General features: G+C 68.0%; 20 protein-coding genes, 1 tRNA gene and 2 pseudogenes. 13 read left to right on the top strand and 10 right to left on the bottom strand.

Annotated elements, in window-relative coordinates; translation table 11 throughout:
- Positions 1–138 precede the first annotated feature (138 nt).
- Positions 139–1,644 carry a potassium/proton antiporter gene (locus IG98_RS0136260; RefSeq protein WP_030923062.1) on the top strand — a complete coding sequence of 502 codons (1,506 nt, stop codon included), beginning with the start codon at positions 139–141 and terminating at the stop codon, positions 1,642–1,644.
- A gap of 118 nt (positions 1,645–1,762) precedes the next feature.
- Positions 1,763–1,903 (top strand): annotated as a pseudogene (locus IG98_RS54675) (FmdB family zinc ribbon protein); the annotation flags it as partial.
- A 14-nt stretch (positions 1,904–1,917) separates the two neighbouring features.
- Here IG98_RS54675 and IG98_RS54670 read toward each other — a convergent pair.
- Complete coding sequence (locus IG98_RS54670) at positions 1,918–2,058, bottom strand: hypothetical protein (protein ID WP_342666876.1); 141 nt, start codon at positions 2,056–2,058, stop codon at positions 1,918–1,920.
- A 239-nt stretch (positions 2,059–2,297) separates the two neighbouring features.
- On the opposite strand from IG98_RS54670, the gene IG98_RS0136250 reads away from it, so the two are divergent.
- Together IG98_RS0136250 and IG98_RS0136245 are read left to right on the top strand one after the other, a co-directional pair.
- Positions 2,298–3,107 carry an S-methyl-5'-thioadenosine phosphorylase gene (locus tag IG98_RS0136250; RefSeq protein ID WP_030923060.1) on the top strand — a complete coding sequence of 270 codons (810 nt, stop codon included), beginning with the start codon at positions 2,298–2,300 and terminating at the stop codon, positions 3,105–3,107.
- A gap of 295 nt (positions 3,108–3,402) precedes the next feature.
- A complete protein-coding gene (locus tag IG98_RS0136245; RefSeq protein WP_245651867.1) occupies positions 3,403–4,011 on the top strand; it encodes an RcpC/CpaB family pilus assembly protein in 609 nt (202 codons plus the stop codon).
- Between the two features lie 217 nt (positions 4,012–4,228).
- Here the strand turns inward: IG98_RS0136245 and IG98_RS0136240 are convergent, their stop codons facing one another.
- Together IG98_RS0136240 and IG98_RS0136235 are read right to left on the bottom strand one after the other, a co-directional pair.
- Entirely contained in the window at positions 4,229–5,179 is a 951-nt protein-coding gene (locus IG98_RS0136240; protein WP_030923054.1) for an SDR family NAD(P)-dependent oxidoreductase, read from the bottom strand.
- Between the two features lie 38 nt (positions 5,180–5,217).
- Complete coding sequence (locus IG98_RS0136235; RefSeq protein WP_030923050.1) at positions 5,218–6,645, bottom strand: MFS transporter; 1,428 nt, start codon at positions 6,643–6,645, stop codon at positions 5,218–5,220.
- A 92-nt stretch (positions 6,646–6,737) separates the two neighbouring features.
- On the opposite strand from IG98_RS0136235, the gene IG98_RS0136230 reads away from it, so the two are divergent.
- On the top strand, positions 6,738–7,328 hold the full coding sequence (locus IG98_RS0136230; RefSeq protein WP_030923045.1) for a TetR/AcrR family transcriptional regulator: 591 nt from the start codon (positions 6,738–6,740) through the stop codon (positions 7,326–7,328).
- A 101-nt stretch (positions 7,329–7,429) separates the two neighbouring features.
- Positions 7,430–7,627, top strand: a complete 198-nt coding sequence (locus tag IG98_RS0136225; protein ID WP_030923041.1) for a DUF397 domain-containing protein — start codon at positions 7,430–7,432, stop codon at positions 7,625–7,627.
- Positions 7,628–7,719: 92 nt separating this feature from the next.
- Here the strand turns inward: IG98_RS0136225 and IG98_RS0136220 are convergent, their stop codons facing one another.
- Positions 7,720–8,292 carry a TetR/AcrR family transcriptional regulator gene (locus tag IG98_RS0136220; RefSeq protein ID WP_211264276.1) on the bottom strand — a complete coding sequence of 191 codons (573 nt, stop codon included), beginning with the start codon at positions 8,290–8,292 and terminating at the stop codon, positions 7,720–7,722.
- Positions 8,293–8,469: 177 nt separating this feature from the next.
- Here IG98_RS0136220 and IG98_RS0136215 point away from each other — a divergent pair, with 177 nt between their 5' ends.
- A complete protein-coding gene (locus tag IG98_RS0136215) occupies positions 8,470–8,832 on the top strand; it encodes an ester cyclase (protein ID WP_030923035.1) in 363 nt (120 codons plus the stop codon).
- A gap of 640 nt (positions 8,833–9,472) precedes the next feature.
- Here the strand turns inward: IG98_RS0136215 and IG98_RS0136210 are convergent.
- Positions 9,473–10,231 carry a sensor histidine kinase gene (locus tag IG98_RS0136210; protein WP_051753398.1) on the bottom strand — a complete coding sequence of 253 codons (759 nt, stop codon included), beginning with the start codon at positions 10,229–10,231 and terminating at the stop codon, positions 9,473–9,475.
- Positions 10,232–10,340: 109 nt separating this feature from the next.
- On the opposite strand from IG98_RS0136210, the gene IG98_RS45740 reads away from it, so the two are divergent.
- Positions 10,341–11,216 carry an FtsX-like permease family protein gene (locus tag IG98_RS45740; protein ID WP_084195909.1) on the top strand — a complete coding sequence of 292 codons (876 nt, stop codon included), beginning with the start codon at positions 10,341–10,343 and terminating at the stop codon, positions 11,214–11,216.
- A 398-nt stretch (positions 11,217–11,614) separates the two neighbouring features.
- Here the strand turns inward: IG98_RS45740 and IG98_RS0136200 are convergent, their stop codons facing one another.
- The gene (locus tag IG98_RS0136200) at positions 11,615–12,502 is read right to left on the bottom strand and encodes a polysaccharide deacetylase family protein (protein WP_030923029.1); all 888 of its coding nucleotides are present in this window, start codon (positions 12,500–12,502) and stop codon (positions 11,615–11,617) included.
- A gap of 262 nt (positions 12,503–12,764) precedes the next feature.
- Complete coding sequence (locus IG98_RS0136195; RefSeq protein WP_051753397.1) at positions 12,765–13,799, bottom strand: M15 family metallopeptidase; 1,035 nt, start codon at positions 13,797–13,799, stop codon at positions 12,765–12,767.
- Positions 13,800–14,334: 535 nt separating this feature from the next.
- On the opposite strand from IG98_RS0136195, the gene IG98_RS51290 reads away from it, so the two are divergent.
- From IG98_RS51290 to IG98_RS54980, 3 genes and pseudogenes are all read left to right on the top strand, one after another.
- A complete protein-coding gene (locus IG98_RS51290; protein WP_157594720.1) occupies positions 14,335–14,934 on the top strand; it encodes a hypothetical protein in 600 nt (199 codons plus the stop codon).
- Positions 14,935–15,424: 490 nt separating this feature from the next.
- Positions 15,425–15,497 (top strand) — tRNA-Arg (locus tag IG98_RS0136180).
- Between the two features lie 625 nt (positions 15,498–16,122).
- Positions 16,123–16,305: pseudogene (locus IG98_RS54980) on the top strand (transposase); the annotation flags it as partial.
- Between the two features lie 84 nt (positions 16,306–16,389).
- On the opposite strand, the gene IG98_RS54975 reads toward IG98_RS54980, so the two are convergent.
- From IG98_RS54975 to IG98_RS0136155, 3 genes are all read right to left on the bottom strand, one after another.
- Entirely contained in the window at positions 16,390–17,040 is a 651-nt protein-coding gene (locus IG98_RS54975; RefSeq protein WP_245651873.1) for a hypothetical protein, read from the bottom strand.
- Positions 17,041–17,469: 429 nt separating this feature from the next.
- Entirely contained in the window at positions 17,470–17,757 is a 288-nt protein-coding gene (locus IG98_RS45735) for a hypothetical protein (RefSeq protein ID WP_030923024.1), read from the bottom strand.
- Between the two features lie 11 nt (positions 17,758–17,768).
- Positions 17,769–17,960, bottom strand: a complete 192-nt coding sequence (locus IG98_RS0136155) for a transposase domain-containing protein (RefSeq protein ID WP_157594719.1) — start codon at positions 17,958–17,960, stop codon at positions 17,769–17,771.
- Between the two features lie 170 nt (positions 17,961–18,130).
- Between IG98_RS0136155 and IG98_RS0136150 the strand changes: the two genes are divergently transcribed.
- Together IG98_RS0136150 and IG98_RS0136145 are read left to right on the top strand one after the other, a co-directional pair.
- Positions 18,131–18,514 carry an effector-associated constant component EACC1 gene (locus IG98_RS0136150; RefSeq protein ID WP_051753396.1) on the top strand — a complete coding sequence of 128 codons (384 nt, stop codon included), beginning with the start codon at positions 18,131–18,133 and terminating at the stop codon, positions 18,512–18,514.
- Between the two features lie 28 nt (positions 18,515–18,542).
- Complete coding sequence (locus tag IG98_RS0136145; RefSeq protein WP_169750246.1) at positions 18,543–22,412, top strand: caspase, EACC1-associated type; 3,870 nt, start codon at positions 18,543–18,545, stop codon at positions 22,410–22,412.
- Positions 22,413–22,732 lie beyond the last annotated feature (320 nt).

Genomic DNA, 22,732 nt, shown 5'->3' with positions numbered 1-22,732 from the left:
AACACGCGACCGGCGATGGATTCACCGCCCGTCCCGGGTCGGTGTGCACCCGGGCCGTGACCCGTTGTGCGCGTGGGGCGTGTGTGACGCCCCTTCCGAATGCGACACAATGGTCCCCGGAGACAGAGAGGGGACCAGATGGGGGTGGACGTCTGGCTGCTTCTCAGTGCCGGAGTCGTCATCGCGGCCATCGTCGCCGTACGTGTCGCCCACTGGAGCGGACTGCCCAGCCTCCTGCTCTTCCTCGGCTTCGGGGTGCTCCTCGGCGAGTCCGGGCTCGGGCTGCAGTTCGAGAACCCGGAGCTGGCGCAGCAGATAGGCATGATCGCACTGGCGATCATCCTGGCCGAGGGTGGCCTGACCACCACCTGGAGCCACGTCAAGGGAGCCATTCCCACCGCCCTGGTGCTCGCCACCGTCGGCGTGGGGGTGAGCATCGCGGCCGTCGCGGTCTCGGTGCACCTGATCCTCGGCCTGGACTGGCGGACCGCGCTGCTGGTCGGCGCGATCCTCGCCTCCACCGACGCCGCCGCCGTCTTCTCCGTGCTGCGCCGTCTGCCGCTGCCGCCGCGCCTCGCGGGCATCCTGGAGGCCGAGTCGGGTTTCAACGACGCGCCCACGGTGATCGCGGTGATGCTGCTGAGTGCCGCCAGCTCGCCCAGCCTCGGGACCGCGCTGTTCGACGTGCTCTTCGAGCTGGTGGTGGGCGCGGCCATCGGCCTGGCGGTCGCCCCGCTCGGCATCTACGCGCTGCGCCGCATCGCGTTGCCCGTCTCCGGCCTGTACCCCATCGCGGTGCTGGCCCTGGCGTTCGTCGCCTACGCGGGAGCCACGCTGCTGCACGGCAGCGGCTTCCTGGCGATCTATCTCGCAACGCTGGTCATGGGCAACTCCCGGATGCCGCACCGCGCGGCCTCGCGGGGTTTCGCCGAGGGGGTGGCCTGGCTGGCCCAAATCGGCCTGTTCGTCATGCTCGGGATACTGGTCAGCCCCTCGGAGATGCCGGCCGCGATCGTACCCGGCCTGGTCGCCGGGCTGATCCTGGTCGCGGTGGCCCGCCCTCTGTCGATCATGGTTTCCGCCTTCCTGACCCGCGTGACGGGCATCGCCAGGCTCAGCTGGCGGGAACAGGCCTTCCTGTCGTGGGCCGGGTTGCGCGGCGCGGTGCCCATCGTGCTCGCGACCATCCCCTGGGCCGCCACCTCCATCGAGAACGGCACGGCCAAGCTCGTGTTCAACGAGGTCTTCGTGATCGTCGTCGTCTACACACTGTTGCAGGGGCCGACCCTGCCGTTCGCGGCGAAATTCCTCGGGCTGTCCACCCCCGACGAGGCGCTCGACCTGGAGGTCGAGTCGGCGCCGCTGGAGGAGCTCAACGCCAACCTGCTCCAGGTCAAGGTGCCACCGACGTCCAAGCTGCAGGGCGTGGAGATCTTCGAGCTGCGGCTGCCCAAGGACGCCCAGGTGACGCTGATCGTCAGGGAGGGCCGTACGTTCGTGCCCACCGACTCCACCAGGCTCAAGGTCGAGGACCAGCTCCTGGTGGTGACGACCGCCGCCTGCCGGGACACCGTCGAGCGCCGGATGCGGGCGATCAGCCGCAGGGGCAAACTCGCGGGCTGGTACGGCGAGCGCGGTGTCTGATCGAGATCTCCCTATGGAATGCGAAGACGCCAACTCGCGTTTAAGCTTGTCGGCTGCGTACCATTAGCAGTCGCGCCACTAGAGTGCCAATCGGCGCGGACCACACGAGGAGGAGCGCGTGCCCACCTACCAGTACGCCTGCAGTGCCTGTAACCACCAGTTCGAAATCGTCCAGAAGTTCTCCGACGACGCTCTCACCGAGTGCCCGAGCTGCGCGGGTGACCTGCGCAAGGTGTTCTCCGCGGTCGGCATCGTCTTCAAGGGTTCGGGCTTCTACCGGACCGACAGCCGGTCGTCCTCGTCCAGCACGGTGAGCTCGTCGGGTTCCTCGGACTCGTCCAGCTCGTCGAAGTCGTCCGACTCGTCGGCCTCCTCGACCCCCTCGACCTCGTCGGACTCGAAGTCCGACGCCAAGCCGACGAAGGTGGCGAGCAGCCCGGCTCCCGCGGCGTCCTAGCCTCCCGGCCGTTCGGCGGTCCAGCGGCCTAACGCCCCGGCTGCTCAGCCGCCCGACGGGCGGTCGGTCGGTCGTCGCGCCGGGTCTCAGGGCCGCGGGTGTCAGGTCACCCCTCGAAGCCAGCTGTGGCGCCGGTTATCCACAGGTCGTCACCCGGGCTCCTCAAGGATCCGGCCGTGGCGCTAATCTCGGCGCCATGGTTACTCGCGCGGATATCGGAGTCATCGGCGGCTCGGGCTTCTACTCACTGCTCGACGACGCCACTGAGATCGAGATCACCACGCCGTACGGGCCGCCGAGCGACGTCGTCACCGTCGGCCACATCGGGTCGCGCTCGGTCGCGTTCCTGCCCCGCCACGGCCGCGACCACCGCTTCCCCCCGCACCTCATCCCCTACCGGGCGAACCTGTGGGCGCTGCGCTCCCTCGGCGTGCGCCAGGTCCTCGCCCCCAGCGCGGTCGGCTCGCTGCGCCCCGAGATCGGCCCCGGCGCCCTGGTCGTCCCCGACCAGCTCATCGACCGCACCGCCGGCCGCGTACAGACCTACTACGACGAGGGCGGCGTCGTCCATGTCGCCTTCGCCGACCCCTACTGTCCCTCGGGCCGGGCGGCGGCGGTCTCCAGCGCGCGATCCTCGGAGTGGGAGGTGTCCGACGGCGGCACCCTGGTGGTCATCCAGGGCCCGCGGTTCTCGACCCGCGCGGAGTCCCGCTGGTTCAGCGGCAACGGCTGGTCGATCGTCGGCATGACCGGCTTCCCCGAGGCCATCCTCGCCCGCGAGCTGACCCTCTGCTACACCTCGATCTCACTGGTCACCGACCACGACGCCGGGGTCGAGGCGGGTGAGGGGGTCACCCACGAGGAGGTCCTCGCCTTCTTCGCCACCAACGTCACCCGGATGCGCTCCCTGATCACCGACGTCGTCGCCGCCCTCCCCGAAGACCGCACCTGCCCCTGCCCCACCGCCCTGGACGGCCTGAAGCTCCCCTTCGACCTCCCCGGCTGAGCCCATGCCTTGCCGGGAAGGTCCTTCCTCAAGGGGGACCACCCGGCCCACGACACCGCTCCCCCTTCGCCTCGCCGCTGAGCCTCCGCCTCCTGATGATCATCGCTCTCCGGGGTTCCGGAGAGCCTCGGCCTCCCAGACCGAACCCGTACCCCGGGAAACATCAGCTCGGCGATCACCGATTTCATCGGGGATCGCCAACCCGCCCCCCAGCGGGAGTCGTCCCTGTCCCGCCACCCGGTGGGCATCCCGTCACGGGCACCGCGCCGCCCGGCTCCCATCCATGGAGTCAGCCATGCGCGCCCTGCGCCGCCTCCTCGGCCGCCGTCACCGCCTGCTCGCCGCCCTCGTCGCCGCCCTGGCGATGGGATGCGCCGTGCTGGCGCTACGCCCGGACACCGCCTCGGTGATCGTCCTGACCGCCGCCAGGGATCTCCCCGGCGGCGTACTGAAGGGGACCGACCTGACACCGGCGGCCCTGAGGCCCGGCACGGTCCCCGATGGCGCGCTGAGACCCGGCACGCCGTTCGCCGGAAAGATCCTGGCCGGTCCCGCGCGACGCGGGGAGCCGCTGACCGACGTCCGCCTGCTCGGCCCCGGCCTGCTGGCCGCCCACGGCCCCGGGACGGTCGCCACCCCGGTCCGCGTCGCCGACCCCGAGACCGCACGCCTGCTCTCGCCGGGTGACGTGGTGGACGTGCTCGCCGCCGCCACCTCGACGTGGGACGGCACCACCCCCGCGACGACCGTGGCCGAGGACGTCACGGTTCTGGCCACCCCGGACGAGAAGTCCGAGCGAGGCGCCCTCGTCGTGCTGGCCACCACCTCGGCCCAAGCGACCGAACTGGCCTCCGCCCAGGCGGGCGGACGGCTCTCCATCACGATCGGCTCTCGCGCGAGGTGATTCTCAGGAGCGTGTTCCCATCGCCGGGGCCAGGGCGTGTCTCTCAGGTCGGGTGGTCAGTTGATCGGACATGCCTGTCCGATCAGTACTCCAGCCGCATTCATGACCTGTCATGGGGTGAGGCGGGCAGGTTTACGGCTGGAAGTACTCCGACATCAGGCGGCTGACCCATTCCGGCTGCTTGATGTTCACCGCGCGAAACTCCGCCATCGTCGGCTTACCTGAGGTTCGGGCTTGGATCGAGGCCGGTCAGGCTGGCGGTGGCGGTCCACAGACGCGCCGCGAGTACAGTGTCGGCCAGGTGACCTTGGATGGGTTCGAGGGTGGGCAGGCCGCGGATCCCGAATACCCGAGGCCCCCAAAGCTGGCCACCGCACACCGACGGGTCGAGGACGGCCCGGACGGCGGGCCAGGCGGCGGCCTCCTTGCTCTGCAAGAGGAGGCCGGCGGGCAGGCCGCGCAGTCGTTCGCCGCTGGTTCGGACGTGGACAGGCGGGCGTGAAGGGGTGAGGGAGTCGAGTGCGCCGCCGGGGTGGGTGATCACGCTCAGCGTCGTGCTGCCGGCGGCGCGCAGGCGGCGGTCGAGTTCGAAGCCGAAGAGCATCTGCGCGAGTTTGGATCGTGCGTAGGTGCGCTTTGGCCGGTAGTCGCGCGTGCTCTGGAGATCGTCAAGATCCAGGCTCTCGGACTTTGCCGTGAAGCTGCCGGTGGTGACGACGCGGCTCGCGGGTGTGGCCGTCAGCAGGGGGGCGAGCCACCAGATCAGCGCGAAGTGCCCCAGATGGTTGGTGGCGAACATCAGCTCGTTGCCGTCCATGGTCTCGCGCCGCGGCGGCTGGTCGAGCAGCACTCCGGCGTTGCAGACGACCGCGTCCAGTCTGTCCAGTCTCAGGGCGTCCGCGGAGGCTTTGAGCGAGGAGAGGTCGGCCAGATCCAGGCGGATGTGACGGACGTGCGCGCCGGGGACGCGGGTGCGGATCGAGACCTGCGCGGCTTCGGCCTTGGCGGGGTCACGGCTGGCGAGGATGACGGTGGCGCCGGTGCCGGCAAGTTGTTCGGCGACGAAGTACCCGATGCCCGCGTTGCCTCCGGTGACGAGGAAGTTCTTGCCCTCGGCGTGCGGCAGGCGCCGTACGTCCCAGGGGGCTGGGCTGTGGAGGGAGGACATCGTCCGGCTCCTTGCGTTGATGGCTGGTCGGGTCTGCGTTAGTGCTGGAGTTCTTCCGGTGCTCGTCTGGGCATCAGCATCACGGCAGGGACGGTGATGGCGGTGAGGGCTATGACGACGATGAGGCTGGCCGTCATGGCGTGGCCGAAGCCGGAACCGGAACCGGCCGACTGGAAGAAGACCGAGGTGACGGCGGCCGAGCCGATACCGGCCGCCAGTTGCTGGATCGCCGACAGGGAGCCGCTGGCACTGCCGGCCTCGTCGGGATCGATGTCACCGATCGCGACGTCGAAGATCGTGCCGTAACATGCGCCCATCCCCAGGCCGGTGAGGAAGACAGCTGGTGCGAGGGCCCACAGGCTCAGGCCAGTGCCGGAGGCTGTGACCAGGACGAGCAGCCAGCCGCAGCCGATCAGGATGACGGCCAGGCCGAGGAAGATGAGGGTGCGGCCCAGCTTCTTGATCAGCGCCATGCATGCTCCCGCGGCCACGATGATGCCGACGGTCATCGGCAGCAGTCCCAGGGAGGTGTCTCGCGCCGAGGCGTGCAGCCCTTGCTGCATGAACAGAGAGAGGACATAGACCAGCCCGGTGGTGGCGGCGAAGACGATCAGTCCGACGAGCAGTCCGGAGCCGAAGCCGCGGTTGCGCAGCAGGGATGGCTTGAGCAGCGGGTCGGTGGCGGTGCTCTGGCGGCGGGCGAAGGCGGCGAAGAACGACAGGCCGGCCGCGATCGAGAGAATCGGGATGGCGGTCCAGCCGTTGCTCGATCCCTCGACCAGCCCCAGGAGCAGGCCGAACATAGTGGCGGCGAGCAACCCTGAGCCCACCCCGTCCACACTGGTGGACGCGTCGCCGTCGTCGTGCGGCAGCAGCCGGACGGCCAGGACCAGGCCGAGGCCGCCGAGCAGCAGGTTGACCAGGAAGATCGGGCGCCACGACAGGCCGGCGATGTCGGCGTCGATGACGAACCCGGCCAGGATCGGGCCGCCGACCGAGGCGAGTCCCAGCAGGGGCCCGAACAACGCGAACGCCTTGGTGAGCATGTCACGCGAGAACGTCTTTGTCATGATCGCCATACCTTGCGGGATCAAGAGCGCTCCGAACGCGCCTTGCGCGCCGCGGGCGAGGATCAGCAGAGCCGGGTCGGGTGAGAGCCCGGCCACGGCCGAGACGATCGTGAAGCCGCTCATGCCGATGAGGAACAGCCTGCGCTGGCCGTACTTGTCGCCCAGTCGCCCGCCGACCACGAGCAGGACGCCCATCGCGAGCATGTAGGCCGACCCGAGCCATTTGATCAGGCCCTCGCCGCCATGCAGTTCGGCGGTGATCGTGGGCGCGGCGATGTTGGTGACCGTGGCGTCGATCATGTCGAGGGCGTCGGCGAGTAGCACCAAACCCAAGATCGACCACATGCGGCGGGTGGACGCGGTCGTCGGCGGGCCGACGGTTGCGGGGGTTGCCATGACGCATCTCCATTCGGAACGAATCTGAACTGACTCAGAAACTATAACCATTATAGATTCGGATGCGTTCCAGGTTCCGATATGATGGGGACATGCCGACGACGATGGGGCGCCGCGAGCGCAAGAAGGCACAGACCCGCCGGGCGTTGTCGGACGCCGCGTTGCGGCTGTTCTGCGAGCACGGGTACGACGGCGTCACCGTCGCTCAGATCGCCGACGAGGCGGACGTCTCCATCGCCACCCTGTTCGCGCACGTGCCAGACGGCAAGGAAGCGCTGATCTTCGACGACGGCACCGAACGACGCGTCTGGCTGGCCGCCGCGGTCCGCGACCGGCCCCCCGGCCAGTCAGTGCTGGAAGCCCTGCACCAGTGCATGGCAGCCCGGGGACCCTTCACCAACGATCTCCCGCCTGAACTGCGGCGCAAGCGCGACCTGATCGTCAGCACACCCGCCCTGCGGGAATACTCACGCAAGCTCTGGATAGCCAGCGAGGGAGCCCTGGCTGAGGCCATCGCCGCCGAGAGCGGCCGCGACCCCTCCGACATGACCGTCCGCGCTCTCGCCCGCTACGTCCTGGAGATCCCCGAACTCGCGGGCATGGAACCCGACCCCCTGGCCGCGCTGAACGCCATCTTCGACCTTCTCGAATCCGGCTGGCGCGAGTCGCCCAAAGAAGCCTGATCAAGCCCCCAACGAGGGCCAAACACCCCGTAGCCCGTCCCAGGTGCCGTCCATCGACCAGCGGCGCAAGCGATGATCGCTGCGGTCATGAAGGAGTAGCCATGTCCTCCGATCTGCCAGGTGCCGAGTTCCGTAAGTCCAGCTACAGCAACAGCGGGGATGCGTGCGTGGAAGTGGCCACGAACCTGCCGGGCGTCGTCGCCGTCCGCGACAGCAAGGACCCGTTGGGCCCCGTTCTGACCTTCTCCCCAACGACCTGGCACAGCTTCCTCTCAGGCATCCGCAGCGGAGAAATCTGACCTGACGTCGGGTACCGCGCGGCTGGAACCGGCGAGAAAACCGTCCGATCGCGCGGAAGCTCGTGCTAGGGGTGGAGCTGCCTGGGCCCTTGTTATCTGGGTTGGGGCCGTAATCCGTCGAGGATGATCTGGGCGATGTGTGCGGAGCGTTCGTGGTTGGTGTCCGCGTCAGCGTGTCGGATCGCGGCGAAGGCGCCGGCGACGATTGCCATCACCTCGTCGACTGTCACGTCGTGGCGTACGACGCCGGCACTATGGGCGCGATCGAGCAGGTGCGCGACCTGGTACGTGAGGTCGGCAGCGGCGTCCGGAGCGGCGTTGCGCAGGTCGAACTCGGCGGCCGTGAGCGCGCTCTTCACCGCCGCGTTCTCCGCGCCTGAGGCCATCATCCGGGACAGCAGCGTGAACAGGGCGGCCGGATCGTCGGTACCGGTGAGCGCTTCTCCCTCAGCGACCAACTGCCTGATCTGGTCGATCGCGACGGCGAGGTACAGCGCTTCCTTGGTGGGGAAGTGCCGGTGGACGGTGCCGGGACCGACACCCGCACGGCGGGCGATCTCGTCGAGCGAGATGCCGAGGCCTTGTGAGGCGAACAGCTGCTGCGCGGTCCGCAATACCTGCTCACGATTGCGGCGCGCGTCGGCCCGTAGCTCCCGGTCGTTCACGGGAGCCGTCGGTGGCTCGGCTGGAGTGTGTTTAGGCGTTCGACTGGACATCTCACGCCTAGCTTAACCGGGGCGTCGCCCCGTATGCTGCCCACGTAAACGGGGCGAAGCCCCGCTTACGTGGTTGCGTCGTTTCGCCATGAGGCAGACCCCACCGAACACGAGGAGGTCCCTTCAATGACCACACGCGAGGAAGCCAGCGCCCTGGTGCTGCGGATGCAGGAATGCTTTAACACCCGGCAGTTCGACCAGGCCGCCGATCTGTTCACCCCTGACTTCCTTAACCACCCGCTTGGCGCCACCGGGTTCGAAACGGGCAAGGAGGCCTGGGTCCAGGTCGTTGCCCGGTTCCCGGCCATGCGCGTTGTCGCCGACGACATCCTGATCGACGGCGACAAGGTTGCCATCCGCTCATCGGTTGAGGGGATGGCGGCCCCGGGTAGCGACGTCCGGCCCGTGCTCATCGAGATCTTCCGCATTGACAACGGCCGACTCGCGGAGACCTGGGGCGTCACCGAGGGCCCGGACCCACGTCACTGAGGCCCCGCAGTCTCGCAAGTTCCTCCGGCAGATCAGCCCCGCCACGCTGACGCTACCCACATCAGAATGGCCAGGCGGCGATAAGACACGCGTCCCAGGCCCCGTGCTGGGGACTGGGGCCCTCATGTGTTCAGTGTCGGGATTAGAGCTAATCCCGACACCCTAGCGAGGGCTCCTCAGCGTAATCAGAGCCTCATCCCGGGGGCTGGGGACACGTTCGGGAGCGGAGGGCCGCCTCCAGGTAGTCGTCCCTTGCTTTGCTCGGGCCGCTCCACTTGGACCTGGGGCATCGCCGACGGCACAGGCGGCAACTATCGAGGAAGACCAGGAACCGCCATCGCGCCGGCCGGTCCGCCGGGGTGGCTCTCAAACTCACCAACACGGCCCTACGGCCGACGTCGCCACAACATTCGGCTCTCGTTTTGGGCCTACAAAGCCACGTACGGGAGAAATCTGAGACCACCGCAGGATCTCCTCATCCGGCGGTGCCGGATGAGGGCGAGCACGGCCAACAGGCTGTGGAGGTAGGCGCCTGCGGCTCAATGCGGCCGAAGAGGCTTGAGTGTGGTTTTGTTCGCCGCTTGTCGCCTGGCGACGGCCGGTTCCTCGCTTGGAGACAGGTCGGCCGAGGTGGTCGGCTTCACGGGTCCGGTGTGACCTTGGGGAACGCGATGTCGATGGCGAGGCCGCCGTCGGGGCGGGCGACGGCGGTGAGATCCGCCCTGTGGGCTCGCACGATCGACAGGCCGAGACCGTGATGGCCGTCGTCGGCGATACGACGCAGCAGCTGGAACGGCTCGAACAGCCGGTCGACCTGGTCGGGTGGGATGACCTGGCCGGTGTTCACCACGGACAGGACGACCCGCCCGGCCTCGTGGCGTACGCCGATCTCGACGGTGCCGCCGAGCACGTTGTAATGGATCGCGTTGTCGTAGAGGTTGGCCAGCAGACGGGCGAGCAGCACCTGGTCGCCCGGTATCCATACCGGGCGGAGCACGCTCCGCACCCGCAGGCCGCGCCGTTTCACATCCGGTGCCCGGTCCTGGAGTGTCTTCTCGATCAGGCCGGTGAGGTCCACCGGCTCGTCCCGGCTGTGGGCGTCCTCGCTGTCCGACAGGGTGAGCAGCGACTCCAGCAACCGTCCCCGCTGGTCGGTGATGGCCAGCAGCCGCTCGAAGTTGGCCCGGAACGACTCCAGGCCGGCCTCGGGGTCGATCAGCGGTTCCTCCAGCAGCGCGCGTTCGACCGTCAACGGTGTCCGCAGTTCGTGGGCGGCGTTGGCGACGAACCGTTTGTTCGTGTCGAGAGCGGTCTCCAACCGGCCGAGCAGCCCGTCCACCGTGTCCGCGAGGTCTTTCAGCTCGTTGCGACGGCCGGGCAGGGACAGCCGCTCGTGCACGTTGCGTTCGGAGTCCTACGTGATGAACCTGAAGCTGGCCGACCCGGACGAAGCCCAGGCATTCGTCGACCGGACCCGCGGCGCCATGTCGATGTAGACCTGGGGGAGCATCCTCTCCGACGCCACCGACCTGGCCCGGGACTCCCAGATCCTGCTGCTGATCGGCGCCTGGCTGCTCGGCCTGCTCGCCGTGGCCAGTCTCTCGGTGCTGGTCGGCGGCCGGATGGCCGACCAGACCCGACGCGTCGGACTCCTCAAGGCAGTCGGCGGCACCCCGAGCCTGGTCGCCGCCGTGCTGCTCGCGGAGTACCTCCTGGTGGCCGTCGTCGCGGCCGCGACCGGGCTGACGATCGGAGCGCTGACCGCTCCGTTGCTCACCGAGTCCAGTGCCGGCCTCGTCGGCAGCGCGGGAACGGCGTCGTTGACCTGGTCCACGATCGGTCTGGTGACCGCCGTGGCACTCGGCGTCGCGGTGGTGGCGACCGCAGTTCCGGCCGTGCGCGCGGCCCGCTCCAGCACCGTCAGCGCGCTGGCCGACGCGGCACGCCCACCCCGCCGTACCGGCTGGCTGATCGCTCTCTCGGCGCGACTGCCGGTCCCGCTGCTGCTCGCTCTGCGGGTCGCCGCCCGCCGTCCGCGCCGGGTGGCGCTGGGTGTGGTCAGCATCGCGGTCACGGTCAGCGGGATCTACGTCCTCCTGGTGCTCAACGCCTTCCTCGGTGACCAGCCGGGTACCGGCGCGTACACCGAGGCTCAGGTGGCGGTGCTGCGGCACGTGCTCCTGGTCTGGACGGTCATCCTGCTCTCCCTGGCGGCGGTCAACGCCATCGTCATCACCTGGGCGACGGTGCTCGACAACCGGCACGCGTCGGCGCTGGCGCGCGCCCTCGGCGCAACCCCGCAGGAAATGACCGTCGCCCTGGCGGCCGCGCAGGTGCTGCCCGCGCTCGTCGGCGCCGTCCTGGGTGTCTTCCCGGGGGGCTGAGCACTGTTCGCCGCCATCAACGCGATCACCGGCGGCGACAGCGACAAGGCCACGCTTCCGGTGCCTTGGCAGCTGATCGGCCTGGTGCTGGCGACCGTGCTGGCGGTGGCGGCGCTCAGCGCCGTTCCCGCCCGCCTCGGCGGCCGCCGTCCCGTGACTGCGACTCTTTGAACCGAGCCCACATGCTTCCAACGGGTCTGCCAGGGCTTGGACGACAGATCGGCGACCTCCGCGAGGGACAGTCGTCCGGCAAAGCCCGGAGGCCATCGCGACCGCGGCTCCCACGTCGGCCGCTTCGCCGGTCACGGCGTTGCTCCCAAACCAACGAGCATCTGAGTGCCTACGGCGACCGGCTGTCCAGCGCCGACCGTCGTTGAGTTGGAAGGCGCACCACCGATCTATCGGGTGGCGCTGGACCATGCCCGTTGGACGGCCCGGTAGTCGATCACGGTGATGCCCTCCTGTTGGAGGAGTTCGTGAGCCTCCGGCGAGGTCAGGAACTCGTAGTCGGTTCGGCGTACGCGCCAGCCGCTGTCGATCGCCTGCGACTCCTCGCGGCCGACACTGGGATGCACCGCCCATTCGCTGAGCCCTGTCGGCAGTTCGCGTAGCAGATGGGCGTATCGGGCCGGCTTACCCTCGATGCTGAGGGAAAAGCTGTCCAGGAATTCGTTGTCGGTGACCGGCAGGCCCCGCTGTCGCATCTTCTGACGTCCGGGTTCGAGCCAGACGCGCACCGCCAGGCCGTACTCCGCGGCCAGCGCCACGGTCAGGTCGAGGATGTCGTCGCGTCCGCCGTCGGCCAGGCAGTGGAAGTCCAGATGCGTTGGTGTGAGCCCGGCGTCGGCCACGACGTTGATCTGTGCGCGGAACTCAAGCTCCACCTCGTCGAGACGGGCCTGGGCGAGGAACTCCGAACGCCCCGAGGGCGTGGATACGAACAGTTCGCCCGCGTCGTCGAGCAGCGAGGGCACTCTCTCCTTCGCGGTCAGCGGCCCCCACCGGTAGCAGGCCGTGTCGCAGACCAGCGTGAGGTGAATCCCGAACGGGATCTCCGGCCGCCTGCGAAGCAGACGCATGGCGTGCGGCGCCGATGGACACGGGGCCATCAGGCTGCACGAACTGGCGATCCCCTGCTCGATCGAGTCGATCACCGCGGCGTTGATCGCGTCGTACATCCCGAAGTCGTCGCAGTTGACGATGAGCACCCGGGCATCGGGAGGGAAGCCCAGCAGTTCGCTCGACTGCACCAAGGGTGCGGCGGGCTCGACGGCATATTCATCCATGCCCGAAGTGTGAGCCGCCAACAAGAGGTCGCGCACGGGAATTACCCGCCTCAGAAGGTCTCCGCGCCGCCCTGGCACCTACTGGCCATCAATCTTCGGTGACAGCGGTCAGACCTCGCTCGAACGGTTCGTCCGGCAGCGGCTTGAGTAGATCCTGCTCTGATCCGGGTCCACTGGTGGAGATCCTCAGGGACCCGCAAGAGGCAGGCGCACTCTTCTGGGGGATCGACTTCTAAGGCCAAGGACCGTTCTGCCAGGAGCCCTACAGCAGGGAGCCGAGCTTGGGGTCGTACTCCCAGTGCCAGGGTTCGAAGGGGCTGACGTAGGCCCACTGGGGGTGGATCCAGCCGAACCTCTTGCCGTTGGCCTCCATCCAGTTGAACTCGGCCGAGCGGAAGCGGTCGACGCCCCCGCACAGGTCGACCGCGAGCCCCAGGCCGTGGTTGCTCCGCCCGGGAACCGCGGCGAAACCGGGGCGGCGGTAGTAGACCGACTGCTGCTCGGCCAGGCTCCGGTAGCTGTCGGTCACGCATATGGGCTTGCCGAACCGCCGCTTGTACGCCTCGTTGAGGCTGATGAACGCGAGCGCGGCATCACCGCGCAACTGGTTGCCCGGTTGCTGGAGTGGGCAGAGGTACGCCTGCGGGATGAGCCCGTTGGGAAAGTCGCTCATCGAGGTCGCCCTGGTCGGGTCGCACCCGGCCGCCGGCCGCCCATTCTTGTTGATCTTGACGCCCAGCTTCACCAGCGCCTTGGTCAGGGACTGCACGATCTTCTGCGAGCGCGCCCTGAGCGTCTCGATCTCGGCGCCCATCTGCGCCTCCGCGAGGAGGTTGGTCGCCCGGAGCTCCTGCGCCTCGCCCGCCAGCCGCTCCCGCTCCAGTTGCAGGCGGCTGCTGTCCTTGAGGACCAGGTCCCGCTCGGCGACGAGGTGGGTGACACCGGCCATGGCACGCAGGGTGTCCGCGCTGGACTCGCCGGACAGGAAACCGGACACGTCCCCGCCGAGAGGCTGCTGGTAGAGGAAGCCGACCAGGTCCGAGAGCGGCTGCCGTACCTGGTCGAAGGCCCTCTCGGCGACCTGCAGCTCTTTCAGCTTGGCGGTGAGCTGCTTCTCCGAGTCACGGATCTGGGTCCGCCGCTGCTCCAGCGCCTTGGTCGCGGCCTCAAGGTCCTTTGTGGCCTTCTCCGCCTCGCGACGCAGCTCTGTGAGATTCACCGGCTCGGCGACGACGACGGTCTGAACCTCCGCCGGCACCCGCTGCGCGACAGCGGCCCCCGGTAGGAGGGAAAGCATCGTCGCGACGACGGCGATCAGACCCGCTGATCGACGAGGTGGCACGTTCGACCCCTCCGTTTGCGAACTCGTGACCTGGGTCAGGCACGCACGCTACTACAGCTGGCCAACTACCCGGGCCAGACCTCCACAGCCGTTATGCGCCGAACACCCCTTTTTGCGACCGGACAAGTCAGACTTCTTGCCGCGCGTGCTCCTTGCAGACCTCCCAGAGCCAGGTCCTCCGCCACTCCGTCGGACAGCCGTCCCAGGGCTCTCGCTCCTCCCGGGGCTCAGGCTCCACAGGCGGCCGCAACGCGGCCCTCCGCGGCCCTCTGGGGCCTCTGGGGACCCTCAGAGGTACGACCACATCCGCCTCATCCGCGCTGTCCACCCCATCTCGTCGGCCCGATCCACCCAGGCGGCTCAGTCCGCCTGGCGGGCCCGATTGACCCAGTTGGCTGGCCGGGCCCGGTTGGTTCGGCTGGCCCAGTTGGCTTGCCCGGCCCGGTTGGTTCGGTTGACCCAGTTGGTTCGGCCGGCCCGGTTGGTTCGGTTGACCCAGTTGGTTCGGCCGGCCCGGTTGACTCACCCCTCCCAGTTCGCCCGTCCCGCCGAGCCGGCCCGGCTCGCCCCGCCCATCGGTCCCACCCGCCGAGCGGCCGGCCCCCGACTGCGCGGCGACCAGCACCCACCCCCCGTACAGCCGCTCCGGCCGCAGGGGCGGGGGCACCAGCCTCGGCCCGAACAGCCCGCTCCGCACAGCCCCAACCGCGACCGGCACCACGGCCACCGGATCCCCCGTCGCCCCCTCGTCCGGCAGCCCCGCCCTCTCCCTCACCACTCCCCCATCCGGCACTCCCGCCCCCGCTCCCCGCACTCCTCCATCCAGGAGCCCATCGCCCTCCCTCGCCACTCCCGCATCCAGCACTCCCGCTCCCCGCACTTCCCCACCCGGCAACCCAGCGTCCTCCCTCACCACTCCCGCATCCAGCACTCCCGCTCCCCGCACTTCCCCATCCAGTGGCTCCGCTCCCCCACCCGGCAGCCCCGCACCCTCTCCCGCCACTTCCACACCCGGCAGCCCCGCCCCCTCTCCCACCGCTTCCCCGCCCAACAGCCCCGCATCCGCCTCCGAGACTCCTCCGTTCAGTAGCCCCGAATCATCCCCAATCCTCATCCGAGGCTCCGTACCGCTCCCAACATTCACCCGAGACGCCTCGTCGCCACCGCCCCCCACCTGGGCCATCGCGCCGCTCCTGGCATCCTCCCGGGATCCCTGCCGCCCCCCGCGCCCCTCCCAGCGCCCTGCTTCCCCGGCCGCATCGGGCCCCGTACCGGCGTCGGCCATCCGGATGGCCGCCTCATAGCCTGTGAGCTCGGCCACCAGCAACCCCCCGGCCAGAAGCGCGGGCGCCAGCATCGCGCCACACAGCACCGCCGGCCGCAGCGCCCGGCGCCCACGGATACGCTTCCGTCTCCTGTCAATCACGGAGCGTGACGCTAACCCCGCCCAACCTCGCACACCCGCCCACTTGCCGCCCTTTTACTCCAGCTCAGCGAACCGATAACCCGCAGTCCACCCCGAACTCCCCCTCCGAGCGCGCAACCACTCGCTACTTTCGCTACTCTTACTAGGAGCCCCTGCCTCCGTAGCTCAGGGGATAGAGCACCGCTCTCCTAAAGCGGGTGTCGCATGTTCGAATCATGCCGGGGGCACTCTTCTGACCAGCGAAAACACCCAGTGACCTGGGCTTTCGCTTTTCGCCCCTCGGCAGTCGCAGGCAGCTCGATGCCACTGTAGGCAACTGCATGTCAGTCGTCACGGAGCATGCACGTGATGATCTTGATGTCGCCTACCCGGGTCGGGCTGAGAAGTTCAAGGGCGCGCAAGCTGTTCACCTCCTCTCTCATTGGTGTCGTATCCGCCAAGGTTTATCTGCCAGGGCCAGACTCTGTGATGCGAATACTCCGCGAGAATGATCAGTATGCGCTACTGCAATCCGACTGGCTGGACAGCGGTTTTCACGGGGACCGACACCAAGATCGGGCGGATGCGGGACGTTGAGGCGTGGGATCCGAAGACTGGAACCACTGGCGGTCGATCGCGAGCGAGGCGAGGTAAGGTCTGTCACCGACTATTCGGACTTCTCTCATTTAGAGAAAGCTAATCGCGTCGTTTCCGCGCTGCCCGGCGGCGAGTGGCGCGCCCAGTGGGACGGTAAAGGCGGCGCCCCACTGGCTGAACCCATCTTGGGCCAGCTGATCGCGTCCAACGGATGGCTACGCCGATCACCACGGATGCGACGGGGCGGGTCGACACCGCCAAACTCGCCGACAGGATCTGACGCAACTGAAGAACCTCTGCGTGGCCGACGTGTTCATCACGTGTTGCGACGGGCTGTCCGGGCTGGAGACCAAGGTCGTCGTGACCTGGCCGCAGGCCACCGTGCAAACCTGCGTCGTCCACTTGATCAGGGCGACGAACCGGTATGTCTCCCGTACCGGCTGCAAGACGCTGTCGGCGGTGATTAAAGCCAAGCATGAGCACAGCTCACACCCGGATCACATTCGGGCGCGGGCCATATCAGACCGTCAATATCCGGATAGGTCAGCCGCCGCCCTGCCAGAAGATCTCGACGACCCTGATGATCTGGCCGTTCTCAGTGGTGATCAGCGCGGGCTGGTAGAAACCCTCCGTGTTAAGGGCTGCCGCCTCCTTCACGTTGTCGATCAGCGTTTGGCGTGGGCACTTCTCAGTGCCGAAATTGGTGGCCCTGTCATAAGTCTGGCGGTTGCCGTCACAGCCGCTGTCGGCGAGGAATTCCACGTCCTGAGCAATCGGGGCCGCATAGCGGGTCACATCGCCTTCCGGGAGCCCTTCGAAGTGGCCGTCCTCACCGCCCATCTGGGTGAATCGGATCGGCCTGTACTCGGCGACGCCGTTGTCGTCCACCGAGGTGAGCCAGCCCCGCAGAATGCCCTCGAAGGGAGGCGGCTGCCCCTTGCTCCAGTCATGGTCTAGGGCGGGCTGGAACTCGGTGCCGAAGGGTGTCAGGGTAGCCGCAGGCTCGGTAGGCGTGGCCGGCGCCGTAGAAGTCGCCGTGACCGTGGGAGAGGTAGCGGTTTCCTGGGCAGCGCAACCCGAGGTGAGGGCTACGGCGGCGAGCACGGCGAGCACGACGGCGGATCGCCGGGAGCTGACCGGGTCGGTGGTGGGGGATTTGAACTCGGCGCGAGTGCGAGTCGTTGCGTTGTTCACACCGTGAAGACCGGTGGTGGCCGAATTCGGTTGACCAGAGCAGGTGTGATCTACATCACCCGGAGGGGTTTCACCCCGGGAGGGGCATGACGCTCCGTCACCGCGCGATCAACCGTTCGAGCCGGTATCGATGTCTCTCTCAGGGACGATGTGAGGGCGTCGGACGGAGCGAGTCGGTCTCGAGCCCTCGGCCATCAGGTGCTCCAGCGCCAGGCCGTTGAACCGCAGGAACCGGCGAAGGCGGGTCGCATGCTCGGGGTCGGTGATCCGCGACAGGTAGCCGTCATCGGGCAGGACCGGGAGCGCGAGCAAATCGACCTCTGCCCTGACCCGCAGCACCTCGTCCGCGCGAGGCGATGACGGCGGCTAGGTCCTCATACGACAAAACTCCCGATCGCCGACCACTACATCACCCGTACGAAGGCGCGGCTACAGCAGCGTGCAGACCACCATCTGCCCCGCTTCAGCGACCCCATCGCGACCCTCTGTAGGGGCCGACTCCCGATCTCGGCAGGCGACCACCCGGATCTGCGGAAACGCAGCCGTCCCGGAGCCATTGGAGGGCATCCCGAACACGATGACATTGACCGCCGTCTTGGGCACGTTCATCATGAACCCGTCGATCGCTAGCACGTGCAGCCCGTGAAAGTAGGCCCACGGCGCCTGCTTGGGACCGGTCTGGAGCGGGCGCATCGCGCTCTCCAGCACCGCAGCCATCGACTCCCAGCTCAGCGCCGACGGGCCTTAGCCAGCGCCTCCGACTGGCTGCACTGCCGGTAGCGGCGCGCCCACGACAACTCCGACAGCAGCCTGTTCCACACCTCGCCGTACCTTGAGTCGAAGAACAACGCGATCGCCGTCGAGTAGTAGACCAGCAGCACCCGGATTCGCTCATCGATCGCGAGATCCAGAGGAAACATCCGGGCAGCACCCCGATCCCTCTGATCAATACCCTCCACGAATTCCCCCCCGATCTGCACTGGCTGATCTCGTTAACTTGGGTCAAGCTGGTGGTTGGCTGTGCTCATGGAGTGTCGGGGAGCATGACGGCCGGTAATGGTGTCGTGAGTCCTTGGCCTCAAGGAGCCCGATGGAGATCCTGGTTACCGTCACAGTCGGTGATGCAGCGGACGGTCTGCGTAATTTGCGGTCCTGGCTGGTGGAGGAACCGGAGCTGCGCGGCCGGGTGGGTCTGGTCGAGGCCGAACCGGCCGCCGGGGCGCTCGGTCCGGTTCCAGAGATGCTGCAGGTCGTCTTCGGTGCCGGGGGTGCGCTGGCCACTCTGGCCGGAGTGGTAATCGCGTGGCTGGGCAATCGCGGCGGCGAGGTGACCGTGAAGCTCACCCGTGGTGAGGCGGTGGCGGAGATCAGTGCCAAGGGCGTCAAGTCTCTGGATCTAGCGCAGACTCGCGCGCTGACCATGCACCTGGCCGAGGTGCTCAAGGACGCCGAGGTTCCCCGTGGAGCCGGGTGAGCTGCTGCTGGGGTCGCCGGGCGCTCGGGTGCTGCTGGTGGGCTCGGGCACCTACGCGGCTGGCTCCCGGCTCTCGGCGGTACCCGCAGCCGCCGCGACCGTGAGTGATCTGGGCCGGTGCCTGGTGGAGCGGGCCGGACTGGATCCCGCCCATCTCACCACGCTCATCGATCCGGCTGATCCGGGCGTGTTCGGGGCCGCTGTGGTGGCCGCCGCCGAGCAGGCGGTGGATGTGTTGTTCGTGTATTACGTGGGCCACGGCCTGGTGAGTGCGCGCAACGAGTTGCATCTGGCCACCCGTGCCACCCAGGATCTAACCCGAGGGATTCCCGCGTATCAGGCGCTGCCGTACGAGCAGGTGCGGCAGGTGCTGGATGAGTGCAAGGCCGCGCTGACCGTGATCGTGCTGGACTGCTGCTTTTCCGGCCGGGCACAGGGGGCTGCCCGAGCCGAGGTGAGCGAGGTCTTCGCGAGCGTGCGGCACGGCATGTATCTGCTGACCTCGACCAACCGCGATGAGGCGGCGTGGGCGCCGCCGGGCCGGGCGCATACCGCGTTTTCCGGGGCGCTGATCGAGTTGCTCGGCGAAGGGGATCCGACGGCTCCCAGGCTACTCACCCTCGATGACGTCCACTGGTGCCTGTCGCGGACGCTGCTGGAGCAGGGCTTTCCCGAGCCGCGGCGTCAGGCCGCCGGCCACGGTGACCGGCTGCCGTTTGTCCAGAACCCGGCCTACTCCAACTCTCGCCAGACAGGACAGACAGAACAGGTAGGGCAGGTAGGGCAGACAGAACAGGTAGGGCAGGTAGGGCAGGTAGGGCAGTTCAGCCCGTATCGGGGACTGGCCGCCTTTGGGCCGCAGGATGCCCGGTTCTTCTTTGGGCGGGCGGAGCTGACCCGCAGGCTGCTGGAGCGGATTTCTGAACAATTGGAGCGGGAGGGACCGCTGCTGGTCACCGGCCCCTCGGGCTCGGGTAAGTCATCGCTGCTGGGCGCCGGCCTGATCGCGCACCTGGACCGATCCTCCCCCGGCAGTTGGGTGAGCTTCACCCCCGGCGAGGATCCAGTGCAAGTACTTGCCGAGCGCTTCGCCCCGCTGAACGGCCTGTATTCGGCCGATGTGCGGCAGCATCTGGAAGCCGATCCGCTCTATCTGCGCGAACTGCTCACATCGGCGGCGAGGACAGAGCGCATCGGGCGCACCGCACGTCCGGTCATCGTGGTGGACCAGTTCGAGGAGTTGTTCACCGCCTGCCCCGACGAACGGCAACGCCAGATCTTCATCCAGGCGCTGCACGCCGCCTGCGCGGCCCCGCTGGCGCAGGCGCCCGCAGTCGTGGTGGTCGGGATGCGCGCCGACTTCCTCGGACGCTGCGCCGCCTACCCCGAACTGCTGGCCGCGCTGGAGCGGGCGGTGTTCGTCAGCCCGATGACCTCGGCACAACTGCGGCGCGTCATCGAAGAACCCGCCCGCCAGGCCGATCTAGTGCTGCAGGACGGACTGGTGGAGCTGCTGTTTGAAGATCTCAGTGCCGGGATGACAACGATAGAGGCAGGGGGTGTGCTGCCGCTGCTGTCGCATGCGCTGCTGGCGACCTGGCAGCACCGCCAGGACCAGACGTTGACCCTGACGGGCTATCGGGCAACCGGCGGAATCAGCCAGGCCCTGGCCCGGACCGCCGATGCCACCCTGGCGCCGTTGGACCTGGCTAGCCGTCAGATCGCCCGGCAACTGCTTCCCCGGCTGGTCCGGCTCGGCGAAACAACCGACGACACCCGCCGGCGGCTGCACCTGGAGGATCTGCTTCCCCCCTCCACCGAGCCGCAACGAATCATCGCCCAGCGGGTTCTCGACCGGTTCATCCAGGCCCGCCTGGTCACCGTAGACAACAACACCGTCGAGATCACCCACGAGGCGCTGATCCGGGCCTGGCCCCAACTGCGAGCCTGGATTGAAACCGACCGGGCGGGACTGCTGATCGAACAACACCTAGCCGACGCCGCCCGCACCTGGGACCACGACGGCCGCGACCCGGCTGGGCTCTACCGGGGCTCTCGGCTCACTTTGGCTGCGGACTGGGCCGCCGACCCTCGACACCGCGACCGGCTCGGCCCTCTCAGCCAGGCGTTCCTGGCCGCCTCCATCAAAGCCGACCTGACCGAGCAGCGCGCCACTCGCCGCCGCAACCAGCTGCGCACCGGGGCGACCGCCGTCCTGGCTGTACTCGTGATCGCCCTCGCCGCAGTCGGCATTGCGCTCCAGCAACAGAGCGTCGACTTGGGCCATGAGCAGCGCACCACGGCGGCGCAGAAGCTGTCCTTAGTTGCTGCGGCACTCCGCGACGACGACCCCGGTAACGCCCTGCGCCTCGGCGCGGCCGCGATGAGGATCAATCCCAGTGCCGAAAACCGGGCCGCCCTGGTCGCCACCTTAGTCGGCAACCACTACCGAGCCACTTTGAAAGGCCACACCAAAGTCGTGTCCGCGGTGGCGGTGACCTCTGACGGGCGCACCGCGATCACCGGCAGCCGCGATGGCACCGCAATCGTGTGGGATTTGGCCGACCGCGCCCACCCCACCAAACTGGCCACCCTGACAGACCACACAGACCCCGTGTCCGCAGTGGCGGTGACTCCTGATGGGCGCACCGCGATCACCGGCAGCGACGACGGCACCGCAATCGTGTGGGATTTGGCCGACCGCGCCCACCCCACCAAACTGGCCACCCTGACAGACCAAACCCGCTCGGTGTCCGCAGTGGCGGTGACCTCTGACGGGCGTACCGCGATCACCGGCAGCGATGATGGCACCGCTGTGGTGTGGGACCTGACCAACCGCACCAAACCCGACAAGATAGCCACCCTGACAGGCCACACAGGCCCCGTGCACGCGGCGGCACTAACCTCCGACGGGCGCACCGCGATCACCGGCAGCGTTGATAACACCGCGATCGTGTGGGATGTAACCAACCGCGCCCAACCCGTCAGGGTGACCACCCTGAAAGGCCACACCGGCCCCGTGAGCGCAGTGGGGGTGACTCCCAACGGGCGCACCGCGATCACCGGTAGCGTTGATCTCGCAACAACCGTGTGGGATATGACCAACCGCGCCCAACCCGTCAGGGTGACTACCCTGAAAGGCCACACCCGCTCCGCGATAAAAGTGGCGCTAACCTTCGACGGGCGCACCGCGATCACCGACGGTGACAGCACCGCAATTGTGTGGGACCTGACCAACCGCGCCCAACCCGCCAGGGTGACCACCCTGAAAGGCCACACCGGCCCCGTGAGCGCAGTGGGGGTGACTCCCGACGGGCGCACCGCGATCACCGGCGGCGTTGATAGCACCGCGATCGTGTGGGATGTAACCAACCACGCCCACCCGGCCAAACTAACGACCTTGAAAGGCCACACCAGCGACGTGTCTGCGGTGGCGTTGACCTTCGACGGACGCACCGCGATCACCGGGAGCGACGACAGCACCGCAATTGTGTGGGACCTGACCAACCGCGCCCAACCCGCCAAGGTGACCACCCTGAAAGGCCACACCGGCCCCGTGAGCGCAGTGGCAGTGACTCCCGACGGGCGCACCGCGATCACCGGCGATGGTGGCACCGCGATCGTATGGGACCTGACCAACCGCGCCCAACCCGCCAGGGTGACCACCATGAAAGACCCCACCGGCCTTGTGTACGCGGTGGCGTTAACTTCCGACGGACGCACCGCGATCACCGGAAGTTTCGATGGCATCGCGATCGTTTGGGATCTGACCAGCGTAACTGAAATTACCGCACGACCACTGAACGCCGCCTGTGCAATCCTCGATCGAGAGCTCAGCTCGGAGGAATGGTCGCAGTACGCTCGCGGCGTGGATCCCCTCAAGATCTGTGAGACCTGACTGGTCGCATTAGCTACCAGACCACTCTCTCAGCCTCTAACACGAACTCGCGGGGTGCAGCATGGCTTTGAGCTGCAATGCGTCGTATTGACAGGTGTGCCATACGGCTGAGCGCGGCGGGCTCGGGCGGTGGTCTCCACAGTTTAGGGGATTGTCAGGCATCTCAATACCCGACCGTCGCTCGCCGAGCATGAACGGCCAGGCCTGAGCAATCCCAGCCTGGGTGTGTCCAGTTAACGGTGTAACTCGGTTTTGAAATTTTTCTATCGAGAACTCGGGGACAGGCGACCTTCGAAGGTGATCGCGAAGGCGTTCAACGC

This window comes from Streptosporangium amethystogenes (assembly GCF_000721075.1).
Classification (GTDB): domain Bacteria; phylum Actinomycetota; class Actinomycetes; order Streptosporangiales; family Streptosporangiaceae; genus Streptosporangium; species Streptosporangium amethystogenes.
Note: the sequence above shows the minus strand (reverse complement) of the source record. Positions and strands in the feature narration are given on the sequence as shown.